Origin of the sequence: Candidatus Nitrosopumilus sp., assembly GCF_028278985.1 — an archaeon.
GTDB lineage: Archaea > Thermoproteota > Nitrososphaeria > Nitrososphaerales > Nitrosopumilaceae > Nitrosopumilus.
This window is the reverse complement of record NZ_JANQTA010000024.1, coordinates 12,656-31,547: the sequence shown is the minus strand read 5'-3', so window position 1 is coordinate 31,547 and position 18,892 is coordinate 12,656. Positions and strand designations below refer to the sequence as shown.

The 18,892-nt window shown below is 31.7% G+C and carries 19 protein-coding genes and 1 tRNA gene; 11 read left to right on the top strand and 9 right to left on the bottom strand.

The window, feature by feature from the left end; genetic code table 11:
* The 3 genes from Q0941_RS08650 to Q0941_RS08640 form a co-directional block, all read left to right on the top strand.
* Nucleotides 1–1,008: hypothetical protein (locus Q0941_RS08650; RefSeq protein ID WP_299293053.1), on the top strand; the 1,008-nt coding region annotated here is incomplete at its 5' end.
* Nucleotides 1,005–1,391: a hypothetical protein gene (locus Q0941_RS08645; protein ID WP_299293051.1), complete on the top strand. Its 387-nt coding sequence runs from the start codon at nt 1,005–1,007 to the stop codon at nt 1,389–1,391. The genes Q0941_RS08650 and Q0941_RS08645, both read left to right, overlap by 4 nt.
* Before the next feature lie 8 nt (nt 1,392–1,399).
* Entirely contained in the window at nt 1,400–1,816 is a 417-nt protein-coding gene (locus Q0941_RS08640) for a hypothetical protein (protein WP_299293049.1), read from the top strand.
* A gap of 4 nt (nt 1,817–1,820) precedes the next feature.
* On the opposite strand, the gene Q0941_RS08635 is transcribed toward Q0941_RS08640, so the two are convergent.
* The 3 genes from Q0941_RS08635 to Q0941_RS08625 all read right to left on the bottom strand — a co-directional run bounded on the left by Q0941_RS08635 (nt 1,821) and on the right by Q0941_RS08625 (nt 3,664).
* Nucleotides 1,821–2,267, bottom strand: a complete 447-nt coding sequence (locus Q0941_RS08635; protein ID WP_299293047.1) for a hypothetical protein — start codon at nt 2,265–2,267, stop codon at nt 1,821–1,823.
* 87 nt (nt 2,268–2,354) lie between these two features.
* The gene (locus Q0941_RS08630; protein WP_299293045.1) at nt 2,355–3,179 is read right to left on the bottom strand and encodes a signal peptidase I; all 825 of its coding nucleotides are present in this window, start codon (nt 3,177–3,179) and stop codon (nt 2,355–2,357) included.
* Between the two features lie 41 nt (nt 3,180–3,220).
* Entirely contained in the window at nt 3,221–3,664 is a 444-nt protein-coding gene (locus Q0941_RS08625; protein ID WP_299293043.1) for a hypothetical protein, read from the bottom strand.
* Nucleotides 3,665–4,026: 362 nt separating this feature from the next.
* On the opposite strand from Q0941_RS08625, the gene Q0941_RS08620 reads away from it, so the two are divergent.
* The gene (locus tag Q0941_RS08620) at nt 4,027–4,971 is read left to right on the top strand and encodes a hypothetical protein (RefSeq protein WP_299293041.1); all 945 of its coding nucleotides are present in this window, start codon (nt 4,027–4,029) and stop codon (nt 4,969–4,971) included.
* Between the two features lie 74 nt (nt 4,972–5,045).
* Here the strand turns inward: Q0941_RS08620 and Q0941_RS08615 are convergent, their stop codons facing one another.
* Nucleotides 5,046–5,186, bottom strand: a complete 141-nt coding sequence (locus Q0941_RS08615; protein ID WP_299293039.1) for a hypothetical protein — start codon at nt 5,184–5,186, stop codon at nt 5,046–5,048.
* 272 nt (nt 5,187–5,458) lie between these two features.
* Here Q0941_RS08615 and Q0941_RS08610 point away from each other — a divergent pair, with 272 nt between their 5' ends.
* On the top strand, nt 5,459–6,475 hold the full coding sequence (locus Q0941_RS08610) for a sensor histidine kinase (RefSeq protein WP_299293037.1): 1,017 nt from the start codon (nt 5,459–5,461) through the stop codon (nt 6,473–6,475).
* A 3-nt stretch (nt 6,476–6,478) separates the two neighbouring features.
* Here the strand turns inward: Q0941_RS08610 and Q0941_RS08605 are convergent, their stop codons facing one another.
* Nucleotides 6,479–6,916 carry a hypothetical protein gene (locus Q0941_RS08605; RefSeq protein WP_299293035.1) on the bottom strand — a complete coding sequence of 146 codons (438 nt, stop codon included), beginning with the start codon at nt 6,914–6,916 and terminating at the stop codon, nt 6,479–6,481.
* A 119-nt stretch (nt 6,917–7,035) separates the two neighbouring features.
* On the opposite strand from Q0941_RS08605, the gene Q0941_RS08600 reads away from it, so the two are divergent.
* From Q0941_RS08600 to Q0941_RS08580, 5 genes are all read left to right on the top strand, one after another.
* Complete coding sequence (locus Q0941_RS08600; protein ID WP_299293033.1) at nt 7,036–7,713, top strand: archaellin/type IV pilin N-terminal domain-containing protein; 678 nt, start codon at nt 7,036–7,038, stop codon at nt 7,711–7,713.
* A 66-nt stretch (nt 7,714–7,779) separates the two neighbouring features.
* On the top strand, nt 7,780–9,426 hold the full coding sequence (locus tag Q0941_RS08595; RefSeq protein ID WP_299293031.1) for a PAS domain-containing sensor histidine kinase: 1,647 nt from the start codon (nt 7,780–7,782) through the stop codon (nt 9,424–9,426).
* Between the two features lie 73 nt (nt 9,427–9,499).
* On the top strand, nt 9,500–9,877 hold the full coding sequence (locus Q0941_RS08590; protein WP_299293029.1) for a response regulator: 378 nt from the start codon (nt 9,500–9,502) through the stop codon (nt 9,875–9,877).
* Nucleotides 9,878–9,979: 102 nt separating this feature from the next.
* Nucleotides 9,980–11,482, top strand: a complete 1,503-nt coding sequence (locus Q0941_RS08585) for a HAMP domain-containing sensor histidine kinase (RefSeq protein ID WP_299293027.1) — start codon at nt 9,980–9,982, stop codon at nt 11,480–11,482.
* A gap of 31 nt (nt 11,483–11,513) precedes the next feature.
* On the top strand, nt 11,514–11,876 hold the full coding sequence (locus Q0941_RS08580; protein WP_299293025.1) for a response regulator: 363 nt from the start codon (nt 11,514–11,516) through the stop codon (nt 11,874–11,876).
* A 19-nt stretch (nt 11,877–11,895) separates the two neighbouring features.
* On the opposite strand, the gene Q0941_RS08575 is transcribed toward Q0941_RS08580, so the two are convergent.
* A tRNA-Met gene (locus tag Q0941_RS08575) sits at nt 11,896–12,010 on the bottom strand.
* A 130-nt stretch (nt 12,011–12,140) separates the two neighbouring features.
* Between Q0941_RS08575 and Q0941_RS08570 the strand changes: the two genes are divergently transcribed.
* The gene (locus Q0941_RS08570) at nt 12,141–13,700 is read left to right on the top strand and encodes a hypothetical protein (RefSeq protein ID WP_299293023.1); all 1,560 of its coding nucleotides are present in this window, start codon (nt 12,141–12,143) and stop codon (nt 13,698–13,700) included.
* Here the strand turns inward: Q0941_RS08570 and Q0941_RS08565 are convergent.
* From Q0941_RS08565 to Q0941_RS08555, 3 genes are all read right to left on the bottom strand, one after another.
* Nucleotides 13,697–15,376: a DNA topoisomerase I gene (locus tag Q0941_RS08565; RefSeq protein ID WP_299293021.1), complete on the bottom strand. Its 1,680-nt coding sequence runs from the start codon at nt 15,374–15,376 to the stop codon at nt 13,697–13,699. The genes Q0941_RS08570 and Q0941_RS08565 overlap by 4 nt on opposite strands.
* A gap of 77 nt (nt 15,377–15,453) precedes the next feature.
* Nucleotides 15,454–16,284 carry an SDR family oxidoreductase gene (locus tag Q0941_RS08560; RefSeq protein WP_299293019.1) on the bottom strand — a complete coding sequence of 277 codons (831 nt, stop codon included), beginning with the start codon at nt 16,282–16,284 and terminating at the stop codon, nt 15,454–15,456.
* Between the two features lie 40 nt (nt 16,285–16,324).
* Nucleotides 16,325–18,835 carry a DEAD/DEAH box helicase gene (locus tag Q0941_RS08555; RefSeq protein ID WP_367277487.1) on the bottom strand — a complete coding sequence of 837 codons (2,511 nt, stop codon included), beginning with the start codon at nt 18,833–18,835 and terminating at the stop codon, nt 16,325–16,327.
* Between the last annotated feature and the right edge of the window lie 57 nt (nt 18,836–18,892).

The window sequence follows — 18,892 nt, the reverse complement described above, 5'->3', positions numbered from 1 at the left end:
ACAACTCTGGCTCAAATTGAGCAAGAAAAACAATCCCTAGCCACAAAGTCTGAACAACTAGAAAAAAGCCTCAATGAATTGGAATTAGAAAAGAAGTCTCTTTATGATAGAAGTAATAAAGAAAAAGATGATTTAGAACTATTAAAACAAAATGAACTTTTGTCAATAGAAAGAAAAAAAGATGAATTGGAATTAGAGAAAAAATTTGTTTCTAAAAAATCAGAACAACTAGAAAGGGATCAAAATGATCTTGAATCCAAGAAACAATATTTTGAACAACAAATATCTGAATATCAAACTAAATTATCTAAAATTGAATATGAAAAGAGAAAACTTTCATCAGAATTAGAAAGAAAAGAATCCATCATAGAATCTGAAGAGCAAAAATTAAATCAAAAATCATCTGATCTTGAAAAACGTATGAAAGAATTTTTGTTAGAAAAGAAGATCAATCAAATTGAATCAGAAAAATCAAAGATTCAATCTGCTCTAGAACATAAACAATATCAGCTTAATTTAGAAAAAGAATTACTCTCACAAAGAAAAGATACTTTTGATAAAAATATTGCAGCTCTTGAAATTGAAAAAGAAATGCATCCTAAAAAAATCAACCTTGATTATTCAAGAAATAAAAAGATTATTCCAAATAAATTGAAAAATATTTTTGTTGAAATTGAGCTTTCACAAAAAATGTTTGATGTAGAATTAGATAGAAAGGAGTCTGCGATTCAACTAGAACAACAAGAAATAGAAGAAAAAACTCGATTGTTACATACAAAACTTTCTGAATTAGAGATAGAAAAGAAAATTTCTTCTACCCAAATTGAACGATTAAATTCTGAAATTGAAATTGAGAAGAAAAACCTCGAATACAGTTCAAAATCCCACCTTTCAAATTCGGAATTTAAACAATTTTCTGATTGGCTTGGCCCTTCGAATTCAAACACAAAAAGTGAAAATTTGGGAGAAAATGAGAGAAGTTCTGTAATCTATGAGGAAAAGTCATGAAAAGTATGATTCTAGGCGTGTTTTTTACTCTGCTTTTAGGCATGATTATGGTCAGTACTCAGAGTTTTGGAAATTCACTTAGTACCACTTCGCAAATTAACAAAATTGGAACATTAGATATCTCTGATTCTACTTCTAGAACGTTGTCTGGGGTTAACCTTGGTGTATCTGATGAAATTTCTTCAGTAACTTTATCATTTATTGATCAAATTCCTGATTCAACTAATTTGAATATATCTCTAAGAAATTCTGTTGGCACTGAGATAGGAGTAGGTTCCGTTTTAGTTAGTCCGGCATCAAGCAGTGCTACCATAAATCTTTCAGATACTGTAACCGCAGTAGAACGAGAGTCACTAGAATCTATTATTGTATCTATTTCGTAAGTGGTTTTATGAGTTTGAAAATATTTTTCTTTATTGGTATTCTAGTTTTTGTTTTATCTACAGTTGGGTATGCATCAAATTTGGGAACTTCTCCTACCTTACATTCTATTGGAAGTGATGATAACAATTCTGTCTCTGCACCTACTGCGTATATAACAAATGTTTTGCTAACTGAATCTTCTAATGATATTGTTTCTTCAACTATTAGTATTAAAAATACAGATTCTGATTCACATTCCTATACCGTCTGTATTATCACCAAAGCTGGAGTTTTAATCAGTGACACTCCTGGTTCAAGTTCTGATTGCTCAAATACCTCAACAATTTCTTCTGGAAGTACTGACTCTGTTACAATCAATTTTTCAAATCCATTAAGTTCATCTTCAGTAGATTATTCTAATATCTCAATTCAAGAAATTACCTAATACATTAATCTATTTCTTCAATTGTAAATGAAATATCTTTTAATTCACTTACTTTGATTCCTCTTGGAAAATCTAAAACTAGATTTTCCATAATGCTGTTTCCATTAATGTCACTAGTTTTTTGGCAAACAGGATCTTCATTTACATTCGGCATAAACACATTATTTGGACCTTCAATCAAAAAACAAACTTCGTATGCATGTGGTTCTGAATCATTATTATTTACTGAATAATTGATTCCACTGATTTCAATAATTCCTTCATTTGAGACCTTTTTTAGCCACGAAATTTCTTGAATTGTTCCTAATGGAGAAATTGGAATTTCACCTTCAATTTCTGATAATGCAATAGATTGCAGAAATATTGATTCATCTGCTAATGCAACCGTAGATGTTGCTAGAATTGCAATAGAGATTATTCCTGTAATTGCTACAAATTTCTCAAAATTCATCTTACATGATGATTTAGAGATAATACGTATTATCAGGGATGGAATTTCTGTTTCTTTTAGTCTTCCAAATTGGTAACTTTCTATCCTCTAAAATATCGGAATTATTTCAGATTGCTCATTAATTAAATTCATGAAAAATGGAATAATGTTTATTGTTCCAATAAGATTTATTGCAAAAATCATAATTGCTCCCAATGTAAAAATTAACTTCATTGGCTTTTCATCACTTTTCTTTTTTAGTTTTATTCCCTTCATTAGAAAATACAACAAAAATATTCCAATTGTATACAAAACAAATGATAATGTATTGGCAATTGAAGGATCAAAATACCCTTCAAAAGGTATGGTCATAATTTTTGATGCATTATGATTTATCGCTAATGCACTTTGAGTCAATACATAATTTGAGATAATTGATACAAATGCTAATTTGAAAATCAGAAAACTTTCCTTTACTTTGACTTTATTTTTTTCAGGCTTACGTTTTGAAAACATTACAAGTGCCCAAATTACAAATATTGACATTCCAATGGGTGTCTGAAGAAATAGTGATGTAAATCCCATATATGGAATAATGAAAATTGTTCGTCCAATTACATTCTCAGTTGTAACCACAACTGGATCGTTTTTACGATTATTGTCTCCTTTTGTAATGTACCCTTCTTCAGTAATCTCTACAATTCTGTGAACTACGTTAAGATTATCTTCATTTACAAACGCAATTACGTCTCCTAGGAGGTAATTTTGTTCTGGTTTTGTAATTACAAAAGTTCCACTTTCAATTGTTGGATACATACTATTTCCTAATAGCATAATATACCCTGTATCTCCATACATTTGGACTGGCCAAAAGTAAACTAAGATAGGAATCAAAAATATTACTAGAAGAAGTTTTGTTTTCTTTTGATTCATTTTTTCACTCTCACTAAAAAATTAAGAAGTGAATTAATCACTCAACTTACTTCTTCAATTGTGAAACTGATGTCTACAATATCATTTACATCAACTGCAGTAGCAAATCCGATTTGTTGTCCTGTTGATTCTCCCCATGCTGCAATGCTTCCTGTAGTTACACATTCAGGAGGATTTCCTACTGCTGGTGTATATGTTGAAGCAGGACCTTCAATTACTGCGCATACCTGGAATGCATGGGCAGCACTTGTATCTTCATTTCCAACGGTAAATGTAATTTCATCTGTTTCAATGACACCATCTGTTGCAACTTCTTCTGTCCAGACGAGTGCTGTAACATTTCCTCTTGCTGCATTTACAACATTGTTGTCACTTCCACCAATTCTGTTAAATTCTGGAGTTGTGGAAAGGGTTGCTCCGAATCCCACTGTTGCAGATACTAAGACTGCAACTCCGATTATTGCAAATATTGGTAAATTACTCATTATGTCTTTTCAATCAAATCTGATTATTATGATATAGCTTTTCAAATTAAACGAGCTATGTCCATCAAACATTATCTGATACAAATGAAATTTGAAGATTTTATGTAGAAAAGAAATTTTTGTGTTGCTTTAATTTGCAACACTTACTTTTGACATTTCAGAATATTCTAAATCAGATTTAGAATCTTTAATTTTATTGGCAATTAGTACTGTCATTACCATGGTGATTTTTTTGCAAAAAAACATATCAAATCTAGCTTGTTCATTTTGCACATTTTTCTAAAACCCATCATAGGATTGTTCATTTTAGACAACTAAAGTGATAATTGATTTTTTTCTCAAAATAATTCTAATTTACAGCCATGAAAAGTTCAGAATTCACAAAATACAGTGTCATTAGTAGAAATTCGTTTAATGATAGGGATATCCTAATTATCGAAGATAGTGAGCCGTCTTCTCTAAGAATTAATAGCCTCCTAAACAAAATGGGTTTTAAAAAAATTCATCTTTCTCATACTGCAGCATCTGGATTGTATCAATTTGAAGAACTAATCAAGGCTGGGAAAACTCCTATTGTATTCTTAGATTTTCTTCCTGAAACTGATATTTTATCTATTGTGAAAATCATCCATCAAATCTATCTGGAAACAAAGATTATCTTGTTTAGTCGTTATGAGTCTCATGATGATAAAATAATCAAAATGATATCTGATGGAATTTATCGCAGTTTGAAGACTCCTATTTCCCAAAATGACATAAATCAATTAATGCATAATATCGAATCTGATGAGTCATACACAGATGTTGAACCTCTTGTTGATTTAAAACTAGAAGATCTACTAACAAAAAAATCCAATATTACATTTGAGGATATCAAAAGTTGTGGGATCGATATTGATGAAGAAACACATCAAATAATTGAAGAATTAAAAAATAAGAATTTCATTGTTGAAAATAATGATGTTACATTACCTAGTTGTACAAAATGTTCTAGTACAAACCTCAATTCCAAACATGTTTGTGTGATTTGTCACAAGTCAAAATTTCAAAAAAAATCTCTAGTTGAACATTATGATTGTGGAAATATCTCTTCTCATGATACTTATGTTTCTGATATTTGTCCATCATGTAAGAAACCAATTAATGCATTAGGAGTGGATTATAGAATTTTGAAAAATTTTGTTTGTTTGGAATGTAACTCTTCATTTTCTGAACCTAATTTGATTTTTAGCTGTAATCAATGCCAAAATAATTTTGAATTAAATGATGCTAATTGGAAGATAACAAAATCTTATTCTGTTTTATGAATGACAATCACATTCACAACCATCTTCACATCTCATTCTTAAACAATCTTCACAACGTTTACTTTTGATTCTGATCATTGCACAAATCTTACTCCACAATTTACACATGCCCAATTACATGCTGGTTGCTCTTTTCCACAGTAGCGACAAGCTGCATTGTTTATGATTTTTAGCTCATCTGAAGGCATGATTATGGTATTTTGTAGAATTTTCATGAATATTCTAAGAAAATATGAGATAATACTGGTAGTTCGTTTAAACAAAACAAGCTATTCGACTAATATCATTTTGACATAGTTATTTTGAAAGTTGACTATAGATCCGCTTTGTTATTTGGCCCTCGTATAGTTTGGTTTTCGAGCATACCTGTAATGCTAGGCAAGGGATTTTGTGTTAACTTTCTATTTTTTCTAATTTTGTGTTTGTTTTCTGCATACAAACATGGGTTGATATCATATTTTCATACAAACATCATATGCGTCGTTTTATGCATAGGACAAATTCAAGTGATGATGCCGATCCAATGAATGCCTCTGAAAGAACAGTTTTTTTCAAAAAAGCTAAACCTGAACAAAATCAAATGGTCTATGAACCACTTAGTGAAGAAGAAGCTCAACAAGTCAAAGATACATCTGACCTTCTTTCTAAAGAATTACCTGATAGTCTCCAAAAGTTTACTGATCCTAAAGAATCTGATGAACAACTCAAACATATTGAAAATCAAATTGAATATGAAAAACGTTCTCATACAAAATTAAAACAAAATATTAAATCAAAATCTGAATCATTAAAAAAATCTAGAACATTGTTGAATCAAACTCAAAAACAATTAGATAAAGCATTAAGCTCTGAAATTCAAACCTTTGAAAGTAACAAATTAGAAATGATTGGTGAAATGTCTTCAAAAATGGCACATGATATTAGAAATCCTTTGACTGTGTTACAATCTCAAATTGATTTAATGCGTTTAAAACAAGAAAAAAATGAGGATCAAATTTTAAGTAATTCTCTTACTAGAATGGAAGATGCTATATCGCATATCACAAATCAAATAAATGATATTCTGGGTTTCATTAAAAAACCTAGCATCGATATTTCTTCATGTGATCTCAGTCAAGTTGTTCAAAAATCCATTGATGAGGTTAGATGTCCTCCTGAAGTGACAATAAACTTTGAACCTACACCTTGCAAAACAGAATGTGATGTAATCAAAATTAGAGGAATTATTACAAACATTGTTCAAAATGGAGTTCAAGCAATGGGTAGTAGTGGAGAAATTACAATTTCCTTGGAAAAAGTTGGAGAAGGAGTTAAAATTGAAATCAAAGACTCTGGACCCGGAATTCCTGAAGAAAATCTTGAAAAGATTTTTGAGCCTATGTTTACAACTAAATCTACAGGTACTGGTTTGGGTCTAGCTTCATGTAAACAAATTCTAGAGATGCACAAGGGCACTATATCAGTCAAAAATAATCCTACAACATTCACAATTACTTTACCTTAGAAATTAAGAAATTTCTTCAACTGAGAAACTAAAATCTACAATTGATGATACTCTGACTGGATTAACAAAAGCGATAATTTGTCCTGTTGCTTCTCCTGATGGACTAATACTTGAAGTAGTTGTGCATGCTGGTGGAGAACCTTCTGAAGGACTAAAAATTGCTACAGGCCCTTCAATTACTGCACATACTTGAAACGCATGTGAATCAACAGTATCTTCATTACCTACAGTAAACACAATTTCATCCATCTCTATTTCTCCTGTGATGGAAATTTCTTCATTCCAGATAATTTCAGTTAAGTTTGCCCTAGCAGCTGGAACAACATTGTTGTCACTTGCCCCAATTAGATTGAATTCTGGAGTAGTGCTTAGACTAGCACCAAATCCAATTGCAGAACCAGTTAAAACTGCAATGAACATTATTGAAAGAATTCGAAGCACATTTCTTTAAATTATTTGAAATTATTAGATTCAAGCTCGTTTATTTTAAAAATTAATTCTTGATTTGTTCAAAGCAAACGTACATTTCGATATACTCTATTATGATTACACGGTTATGTGTGAATTTAATCAAAAAATCCTCGCATAGGGGGGTTATTGGAATTGAAACTGCTATAATTATGATTGCAACCGTTATTGTAGCTGCTGCACTACTATTTGTTGTATTTAATTCAGGTTTTTCTACTGTTCAAAAGACAAAGAGCTTTATCACTGCAGGTGTCATTGAGTCAAGAAGTAGTCTTGCAGTATCAGGAGCAATAATTGGAGTTTCTTCAGTTTCTGAAAATAAATTGAATGTCACTGCAATTCCATTAAAACTTGGGATGGCAGGAGGAGAACCAATTAATCTTGACACAAATAATGCTGCTGTTAAATATTTTGATCAAAATATAGAATATGAAGATATCTACACTCATTACATTACACAAGGAACATTTTCAAATTTAGAAGATGCATTACAACAAGCTGTTGCTGATGGAATTTTATCTAGTAACCCTATTAATCAAACTGCTGCAGCTGAAGATACACAATCATTTTTGTTTTTTACAATTAATAGAAACAACAATTTTCTAATTGATTCTGGAGAACATGCATTCATGGTAATTGTTTTCAAGGATTCTGAAAGACCATCGTCATCTGATTCAATTAATACTGAAATCATTCTATCATCAGGCACACCACTTACAGTTGAAAGAACCGTTCCAAATCTAACTAGTAAAATTGTAGATTTTTCATGATCTGTCTTTCAAAATTCTGAGCCCATGACTTTGGGTTTTTTTAAATACTCATAACTTCTTACCTTAATGTTGGCAAATTCTTTTCTATTAAACAAAAGAACCGTCTCCATAATTATTGTTACAGGGATTTTGATAGGAGTTTTGTTTTCTGCAATGAGTTTCATTCAATCTCAAACAGAAGAACAAATCAACAAATCATTACTTGAAAATGAATTAACTTACCAGCAAGACTCTGTTAAACGAATTTCTTCTCATGTTTCTTCTGATTTCCAATTAATTTCTGATAGTGTTGCATCTACAGTAAACTCCTATGTTGGGCTTGATTTAGAAAGTGCATCTGTTCTTGAAAATCAACAAAATCTCTATGAACATCTTAACGAACGTACCACTGTAAATTGGATCTTTATTCTAGATGATTCTGGACTACTTAGAGTTGTTTCTAGTACTGACGGAACCTCTCTGAGTGATGGAACTACTGATCTGTCATTTCGTGACTACTTTTCCACTACAAAATCCACATTGAGACCATTTTACACTAGTGGATTTACAGGAATAAATGATGATCACTTGTTCATCTTTGCATATCCAATTCTCGATCAAAATGGAAATTTTAAAGGAATGATGGGAATTTCGTTTAAGACTTTTGATTTCTTTAGTCAGTATGGCAATATTGAAGATCCAAATTCCAAATACTTGTCTATTGTAGGTAATGACAAAAAATTCATTGTACATCCAAATCTTGAACTTGTATCAAAAAGTGTTGAAGAGGTAGATTCTATGCATCCTTTGGAAAATAAAAATTCGTTTAGTTCTCTAATATCCGATGATTTTTCTAGGCTACATCAACTAGATTCTATTAATTTGGTTTCTGCAGGAGGAGCAGTAATTTTAGAAAATGAACCTCAATTTTATGTTATTCAGTCAACCCCATTGGATTCGGTCTATCTTCATACTACTGAAATTATTGAACAACAAAAATTATCTACATTTTTACTAATATTATCTCTAACAGCAGCAACAGGTTTTGTAATTTTCTTTTTTGAACGATTTAAAATTAAAGAGGCTGAACAAAAAGATTCAAAATTAATTGCAATTGGTGAACTTTCTGCACGATTAGCACATGATTTACGCAACCCACTATCTATAATCAGAATAACTTTAGAAAATCTAAAGATGCTGTATGGGGCTGATGCGACAAAAGAAAGACAATTTGAAAAAATTGATCGTGCAATTGATAGAATAGTTCATCAAATTGATGAGGTTTTAGGATTTGTACGTGAGTCCCCAATGAATTTCCAAAAAGAATCTATTTCAAATATCCTAAAGGATGTTAAGGATTCTCTAAGACTCCCAGAAGACATTTCTCTAGTTTTACCAAAAAAAGATGCTTCAATTTCCTGTGACCGTGGTCAACTAATTGTTGCATTAAATAATTTGATTTACAATTCTGTTCAAGCAATTCAAGGTAAAGGATTGATTGCAGTTAGTCTGATTGAAAACAATAAAAAAATTGTTTTAGAAATTGAAGATTCAGGACCTGGAATTCCAGAAGATGTTTTACCTAAGATATTTGAGCCATTATTTACAACCAAACAACAAGGAACTGGTCTTGGTCTAGTTAGTGTAAAATCCATTATTGAATCTCATGGAGGAACCATATCTGTTACATCTCCTCCCACAATTTTTACCATAATCCTTCCTAAAAACCACTAATATTGTATGATTGATGTATGTTATGAAAATAACACACAGTGATATTAATTATGAGTCTCATACTTTATAGATCGTGTATGGCTCGGTATTAGTTGTTGATGACGACGCAGATTTGCTTGAAGGCATTTCTGAATTCCTCAATTATCGTGGATTTGAGGTCAAAACTGCTAGAAATGGTTTAGAAGCAGTTTCAATTTATGAAGACTTTGAACCTGATCTTGTTTTGCTTGATATTTCAATGCCAAAATATGATGGGATTTTTACACTAAAGGCTATACAAGCAATTAATTTAACAGCTAAAGTTGTTTTGTTAACTGGAAATTATAATTCATCTATCAAACAAAAAACAGATCGTTTTGATATTATAGATGTTATTGAGAAACCTTGTTCTTTAAAACAATTAGAAAGTGTTCTCAAATTAATTCATCAAACAATTGAAATTCCAATCTAAAACATTACCTAAAATTTTCTAAAAAATTGCTAATTTATTGAAATTTTTACTAAAAAGTAATTTCAATATTTTATACTAGTTTTATTCAGATTATATGATCTTATGAAGTTTCAATATGTTCTGGTAATTTGCTTTGTAGGAATTTCACTAATTCCCGGCCTTTTAGGGCTTTTAGGATTGTTTGAGTTGACCATCATTGAAGAATCTACTAGAGAAATTCCAAAAAACATTGAAGCAATTTCACTTTCTACAGAATTAGACAGTGATGCACAATTAATTCGATACTATGATGAAGTTCTAACTCAATCAGCTAGAAATTATGCATTTACTCAGGATTCTTTTTGGAAGGATAGATATTTTTCATTTGAGCCTCTTTTAGATGAAAAAATCAATCATGCAATAGAAAATGGAAATGAAGACATTGTAAAAATTTTTCAAAATGTTAACACTGCAAATGAAAAACTGATTTCTATAGAGTATGAATCAATTAGGTTAGTTGATGAAGGAAATTCTGATATGGCAATTGATCTTTTAGAAAGTAATTCTTATAGAGAGAATAAGGCAATCTTTCAAGGAGCATTACAAGATTATATTGAATTAAGAGGTGTGAATTATTTTGACACATTATCGGCCTCTACTGATGACATTGATCTTGCTGTATTAGCTGTTTTAGAAAATATTGAGTTTAGTAGGACTGTGGGGTTCATTATAGTCCCTATAATTGTGGTTTTTTCAATAATTATTGGATTCCTACTCTCTAGAACTTTGTCTAATCCTATCCAAAAATTAGAAAAACGCTCTAAATTGATTGCATCAGGTCAATCTACAATTGAGACGGATGAGAAAATTCAAGGTTACGATGAAATCACACATCTCTCAAAATCATTTGACGATATGGAAAAATCTCTTTTAGAAAATCTTGAACTAGAAAAACAAATTGTTCGAAATGAAGAAAAATTAAAAAAAGAACGATTTTCTGCCATAGGTGAATTATCTGGGAATCTAGCACATGATATTCGAAACCCTCTATCTATCATTCAAAATACTTTGGATATCATTGATTCAGAAGTCAAGCTAGAAGGACCAGCAAAAGAGTCAATGACTAGAGCAAATAATGCTATTGAGAGAATTGATCATCAAGTAAATAGCGTGTTAAATTTTTTACGTGTATCTCCACTTGAAATTACACCAATTAAATTGAAAAATACTATCGATTCTATAATTGAGGATTTACAAGTTCCAGAAAAAATTACAATTAGTAATAAAATTTCTGATGGTTCACTTTTATGTGATATGGAAAAATTTCGTTCAATGATTACAAACATACTTCTTAATTCAATTCAAGCATTTGATGATTCTTCAGGTACAATAATTCTTACTTCAAAAAAATCTGAATACGATATAATAATTGAAATCTCAAATAATGGTCCTCCAATTCCTAAAGAAATTTTATCGAGAATCTTTGAACCTTTGTATACAACAAAATTTAAAGGAACTGGTCTTGGATTAGCTAGTTGTAAACATTTGATGGAATTGCACGGTGGAACAATTACCGCAATTGGAGAACCTGTAAAGTTTATTTTGAAATTTCCCATAAAACAATAAATATTGTATTTATTTCATATGATATGAATATATGGAACAAAAATCAATTTTGTTAGTTGATGATGATAAAGATCTTTTAGAATCTACAGAATATCTCTTGAAATCTAAGGGATACGCTACTCATATTGCAAATGATGGTTTGGAAGCAATTGATACTTACAAATCTGTACAACCTTGTCTAGTCTTCATGGATGTAAAAATGCCAAATATGGATGGAATACAGGCATTTTACAAAATTCGTGAACTTGATAATTCGGCTAAAGTTATTCTTATTTCAGCATATGTGAATGATGACAAAGAAATTGAACATGCAAAAAATAATGGACTCTTGCTCTTGGAGAGCAAACCAGTTAGCATAAAAAAGCTAGAAGAGCTTATTGCAAAGTATGATTAATTTTTGAAAAAATCTGTAATGCCGGGGGCGAGTTTCGAACTCGCGACCTCCAGATTATGAGTATTGCCTTAGTTGGAGAACCTTTAGAGATTACCAAGTGAACTGGCACTCTAACCAGGCTGAGCTACCCCGGCACAATATTATGCCCAAAAAATGGGAAATTAAATGATTCTACCATACAAAAATGCGATCAAGTTATTATTCATGCACTGAGTGGCAAAGCATACTCACATCTTATCTCTATTCTTGAATAGTAGGACATGTATGATGACTCTTCAAAATTTGATTATGTTTTCGGTTCTGGCATTATTTGTTTTTACGATTTCCATGAATCCTCCTAATGTCTTTGCTCAAGAATACGATTTTGTTGCTGGAATTCATTCTGAAATAACATTTGAATTTCGAGATGGAACTGAAACTGTAGAATTTCCAGTCTTTTCAACAACTTCTGATATTGTAGAAAATGTTGGAACTACATTTCAGGTAGAAGGAGTAGTTGGAAAAACCCCATTATTGCATAAAGCATTAGATGAATCGTTTGTGCATAGGTTATCTAGATTAACTGCCGGTAGTAGTTTTGAATATGATTATCGTTTCTTTGATGCAACTGTTAATGTAAAGCAAAATGATGTTATTTTGAAAACTTTGCAATATAGACACTGTGAAATCATTGATTATGGAATAACTACCTTATCTGATGATTACGAATCCTACATGGCCTCAAATACTGGATTTGCTGTAGTGGATAGAATTGATTTTCAATGTGGTGGAGTTCATATTGATACTGACAAACCTAAAACTTATACTCGTGAAAAAACTTTTGTTGATTCTGGTTCTCTTCCGTTTGCTCTAGCTGAAGATGTTCGAACTTTTCTTACATTTGAATTTGATTCAGGTACAGAAAAAATTGAATCTGTAATTTTCACTTTGACTGATGGATATGATGAAACAAGTGATGGAAGTGCAGGCTTTCAAATTATTACTGCTGTATTACCACATGCCTTAATTGATGATGCAATTAATACATCAAGTAAAGTCTCAGGTCTTCCAGGAAGTTTTAATGAAGATTTTAATGTAAATGTAGATTTTGTAAATTCTCAAGAACTATTGAGAGGAATGGATTTCCATGATTGCATTGTATCTGGATATGATATTGTTACCTTAAGGGATGTTGAAGAAGGTTATACTGGAAAACGAGGTTTTGCTACTGCTGAAATCCTTGACGTTGATTGCTCTGGCTTAAAACCGGAAATTCCTACACATGATGAAACTTCAACTCAATCAAAATTCTTTGAACCTGCTCCTATTACATACAATATGGGTCATGGTCCTACAGTTTCTTCAATTTTTGATTTTGAAAGTGGTATTGAAGAAATTTCATTTACAGAATTCTATCAAGGAAATCTAGCTGCTCGTGCTAATCCGACGATTCAATTAGTAAAGGTATTAGGAGGAACTCCATTATTGTATGATGCAGCAGATCATACTAGAGAAATTGGTGTAAAATCAACTGGTGTTTCTAATCTGGCAGAATTATTTGATGTAAAAATTCTTTTGTCTTATGAGGACACTATAGTTCGAGGTTTTGATTATTCTAAATGTAGGATTGTTGATTATATGATCAAAACAGAACATGATGCTGATGAAAGCTTTTACAAAGGATTTGCTTTAACTGATGAATTCTATTTGGAATGTGAGGGATACCATCCATTCAATCCAATGTATGAGGAAATGGAAAAAGTTGAAAAAGCAAACTCTATCTCTTCAAAAGAATGGCAAGCTGGTCAGCGCTCATCTTGGAGTGAAGCCTTTAGAGCATCTTAATTTTTTATGCTCTTCCAACTAAGATCTTCTTTTCCAACCCATAGGAATTTTTTCTGCAATGCAGATGTGTACAATTTTTCCCATTCTGCACCAACTTCGTCAGTCCATGCTTTGAAAACTCTAGGATCGATATAGTTTCTCAGGGATGTTCCGAGGTTGTAATCTCTAGTTCTTTCTGATAAATCGATTTGTAATTGTAATTTCTCAACTCTTTCTTTGTGTTTGGTTTTTTGTTTTTTGATTTGCTCGTTTAGTGTCTTGATTCTCTTTGTCTTGTTTTTCTTTTGAGTTTCTGTTTTTGGCTCAGATGATTCAACTTTTTTCAGTGTTTCTTGTGTTTTGTTCCAAGCCTTGTCTTTTTCCACCTTCTTCAATGTGTCTCGTTTTTTCTGTAATGCCTGTTCAAACGTTTTTGGAATAGTTCTTTTGTGATTACACATGATTGCAGCCTCTAAATTAGCCATTTTTGCATGATAAATTTTCTCATTTGGACTCTTCCGTTTAATATCATCATGTTGTACAAGGTAGTTTTTGACCTTGGTTGTTGCCAAATACGTTCTGAATACCTTGGCTGTGAGTCCTTTAACAATTCCGGAGAAGTACTTGTTCACATCTCTGGAGGTGATTTTATCAAAAATGTCTTCATTTGGTTTTTTCTTTTCAATTAATTTTTTCAGATTTTCTTGAAATTGTTTATCATCTCCTTCTACTTTGATAGTTTCTTGCCATCTTACACTATCTTTTCCTAAAAAGTCAAACTCAATTGTATTAGCTGTAACTTTGATGTGTTCTTTCCTTAAGGTGGTTGCACCCACCGTATCTGCCTCATCTTCATCTTTTTCATCCCCTACCCTCATTGCAGTTCTGTAAATTAAATAACATGCAGTAGCAACTTTACTCTTCTTTGCATCTTTCATGTCTCTAACTATTGCTTTCTTAATTTTCTCAATTTCTTTTTCAAGTTTAACTGCTTTTTCATATTTTTCCTTATCTCTACCTTGTTTAAGATCAGAACTATCTGAGAGCCAAACATATTTCATTTTTTTAGTAAGAAAATCCATCCAGCTTGCTAGCCACATGGAATCCTTATCATGTCTAATTTCTTTCCAATTTCCTTTTGGTTTTGGTGCATCTTTTCCAAGATTTAAAATCACATCTTCCTTAGTAACTCTGGGTTTCCATTTACCTCTAAGTGGATGCTCTCCTCTGCCAATAAAAATTCCTGGTGGTTCGGCCATATAGTTTCCAACTTCTACCTCAACTAACTTCTCACCTTTTTTTAATTGCATTTTGGCAATTCCATATTCATCTTTAAGTTTTTCACGTAATTCTTTTCTCTTCTTTGCCTGTTCTTTTTTTTCTTCTTTGGTCATCATCTCTTTGAGATCTTTTTCTTTGTCTACAAGTTTGTAAGCTTGAGAAAAATCAATATCTTCATATGAGATTTTTTTAAATTTGGAACCTAATTTTTCTGCAAAATCTACTGTAAAGTTTTTCTGGAAAACTTTGTCTTGGGCATAAGGTGTATCTTTCTTTTTTGCCCACTGATACACCATCTCTTCTTGTTCAAGATTAAGATCAACATTTTCTCCTTTGATCTTTATCTTAATCCCCTGAGATTCAAAATCAGGTGGAAAAAGGATTCCTTTATGTTCTAATTTTTCCCATTTTGTCATTCTTTTCACTCTAAAACTGTGGACTTTGACAAAAACTCGGTTTTATGCGTATATCAAGTTAACGTAGGTGTACGATGTTAGTGAGAAAATAGCTCTTTGCTCATGTATTTCTCAAATTCAATGTCTGTTTTCATTTTTTTAGCCTCCAAAAACATTGCAGCATCTGTACCTGCAACATATCTTGGAAGCATTTCTTCATCATGAAGGGATTTCATTACAACATCGGCAACTTGAGAAGGTGCTGTTCCCATTTCTACCATCATTTTGAGTCCTGATAAAATATTATCAGTTAATTGCTTGTATTTTGGGTCTGTCTTTGAATCTGGAACTTTCATAGAATCAAAAAAGTTTGTTTTGATTACTCCTGGCTCAATGAGAGTTGTGTTAATTCCAAATTGCCCTAATTCATATCGTAAACATTCAACTAATCCTTCTAATGCAAATTTGGAACTGATGTAAGCTGGTGAACCAGGCAATCCAATTCTTCCTGCAACTGAACTAATGTTTACAATATTTCCAGAACCTTGTTTTCTCATAATTGGTGCAACTTCTTGAATGATTCTTACAACACTAAAGAAATTAGTTTCAAATTGTTTTCTAAAATCTTCGATTGATACATCTTCAGTACAACCAAATTGCCCGTATCCTGCATTATTTACTAACACATCTAGTCTTTCACTAGAGTCAATCACTTTTTTGATTGCTGAAACAATTGATTCTTCTTTATCTACATCTAATTCAATAATTTCAATTTTGAGATTATCTTTTTTTGCAGCATTTTCTAATTCTCCTGACTTTGCTGTATTTCTCATGCTGGCAAAAGTTTGATATCCATCTCTAGCTAGTGCTAAAGCTGTCTCTAATCCAATACCTGATGAACTTCCTGTTACTAGCGCAACTTTTTCCATGTTTGACCTAAATTTTTATCATATTTATCCTATTTTGATTTCAAACTAAAGGTCTGTCTCCTTCGGTTGGATCAATTAGTTTAGTTTTCTCACCATTGTTTATTCTATCTAGAATTTCTAATGCAGAATACTTGTGCAAGTACTCGTTATTGTTACCACATCTGTATGAGAATGTACATCTTGGACATCCTGCTTCACTCTCACACGGACATTCTTTTACAATATTCATGCTTCTCTCAAGAGCCTTTTCAAATCTGTCATAGAGGGCTTTGCTTGCACCACTACCTCCAATGGCACCATCATACACAAAAATCAAGCCTGAAGTTCCTAATGAAATACCTCCCAAATCCTGAGAAACTCCCCCTGTAATCATATTACTCCCCTCAATTACAACATGTTCTGTTGCATGGTATCCACTAGCTTCAGTATACTCTTCATCTTCAGATTCTTCAATAATCTTTGTTGGACGTGGGGCATGAAAGACAATTCCTTTTGTAACAAAATCATATTCTAATGGTTCATCAAGCATTACCTTTTCTCCTTGAGTAATATCTTGTCCTAGTTCTATGTTCACATAACCGTAAACTTTTTTCTCAATATGCAATTTGCAAAATGCTACTTCTATACCATTTGCAATTCTCTGTTCATAGACAGTCTCTATTGTAGGCCATTCTTCTGTTAGTGATTTTGTATAGTATGGATAATCTCTAGGAATTTTTTCCAGCTTTGCATAATTTTTCTTTGGATAGTTTAATTCTTTGACTCTGTACCTTACACCTGCCAAAAAATAGATTGCATCTTTATGCAATTCTTCAAGTGCAATTGGTAAAATTCTATCTCCAACTTTTTTCTCATTCAGAAAGATATCAATTGATTTACCAATACCCCTAATACTATACTCATTTAGCATTGAATTAATTTTGTCAAAATTTGGAATTATTCTATTATTGAATTCTTTTAGATTTTCGTTAATTAGATGATGCTCAATAATTTCTTGGTGTTCTTTTAATTCATGTTTTGAGATAGGTCTATCACAAGCCATTGCTAGAACTTGAAATTCTTCAACAAATGGATTCTTGGGATCGATGTATGTTTTTTCAATATCTTCAAAATAATCATCAGGATGATTTTTGTAGTATTGGGAAATTGGATCATTTCCTAATGCCAAAAATGCATATCCTCTTTGCCCTTTTCTTGCAGCCCTACCTATCCTTTGAGTAAGTCTATTGACTGGAATTGTAGATGAAATCACCCCGTCAACATTTCCTACATCTATGCCTAATTCAAGCGTAGGTGTACAAGAAATTGCATCTAAACTGTCTTCTTTGAATTGTTTTTCAACTGATGCTCGATAATTTGCCATTAAACCTGCCCTGTGAACTTTGATGTTGACTTTTTGTTTTTTAGCTTGAATTGCTAACAATTCTGAATTTAGATGAGAATTATTGAAAACCATTGTCTTGTGATTTTTTTGTGTTAATCGTTTAGTCAAATCTACCATCAAAGCTCTTTGTGTTCGCAGTGATGGAAACATCATAACAAAATCTGTTTGACCTTTTTTTCCTGAACCATGAATTAATTGCATTTTCTCACCGAACAACTCTTGACAGAATTCTTTTGCTGCATCAAGTGTTGCCGAAGCTGCAACAAACTGGATATTTTTTGTACAAATTCGTTTTAATCGTTTAATGATATAATGAACATTTGTTCCAAAAATACCTGAATAAACATGTGCTTCATCTACAACTAACATCTGTGTAGATGTTAATATTGATGAAAATTTTGTCTGATGCCACATATGATAATGTAAAACATCAAAATTTGTTACGAGAATATGTGGAGGATTGTCTGTAATATCTCTTCTTTCTTCAAGTTTTGTATCTCCATCAAAAACTCCCACTCTGATTCCAATCTTGTTTGCAAAATTCTTTATCTTGGGATATTGATCTCGTGCAAGTGCTTTGGTGGGATATACGAAAATTGCAAAAACATTTCCTTCGACTCCCTCTTTTTTTATTTTTTGAATTACAGGAATTAAAAATGCCTCAGTTTTTCCTGATGCAGTTGGGGCCTCAATGATGATATTTTCGCCAAAAATAATTTCAGCAATAGACTCTTCTTGAAATTTGTAAAACTGATTTATTCCTAAATCTGACAAGTGATCTGTGATTTCATCTTCTAGTCCCAAATCTTCAATCTTACTGCCCATTTTAGGCTCAGGATTGCTCAAAACCTTGTATTCAGAGATATAATCTTTTTTTGAATATAGTATATCTTCAGTAATTTTATCTGGATTCTTTTCTCCAATCAAACTCTTGATTTCACTTTCTGCCCTGACAATTCCTTCATCTTTGAGATTTTCTTCTAATCCTTTTTCGTGAACTAATCCTTGATCGTACCTTGCCAAAAATTCTAAAAATACCTCGTCAGGGTTTTTTGCAAATTCTAAAAGGTCCTCTATACCACATTTGCCACAAGAAACATGCATTTTTTTATTGAATGTTTTTTGGATTTCAATTTTTGATTTACATTTAGGACATGAAAATTTCAAGATCTATTTGCTATGAATTGATTAGTGATTTATTGTTTCAGACATCACCAATGACAT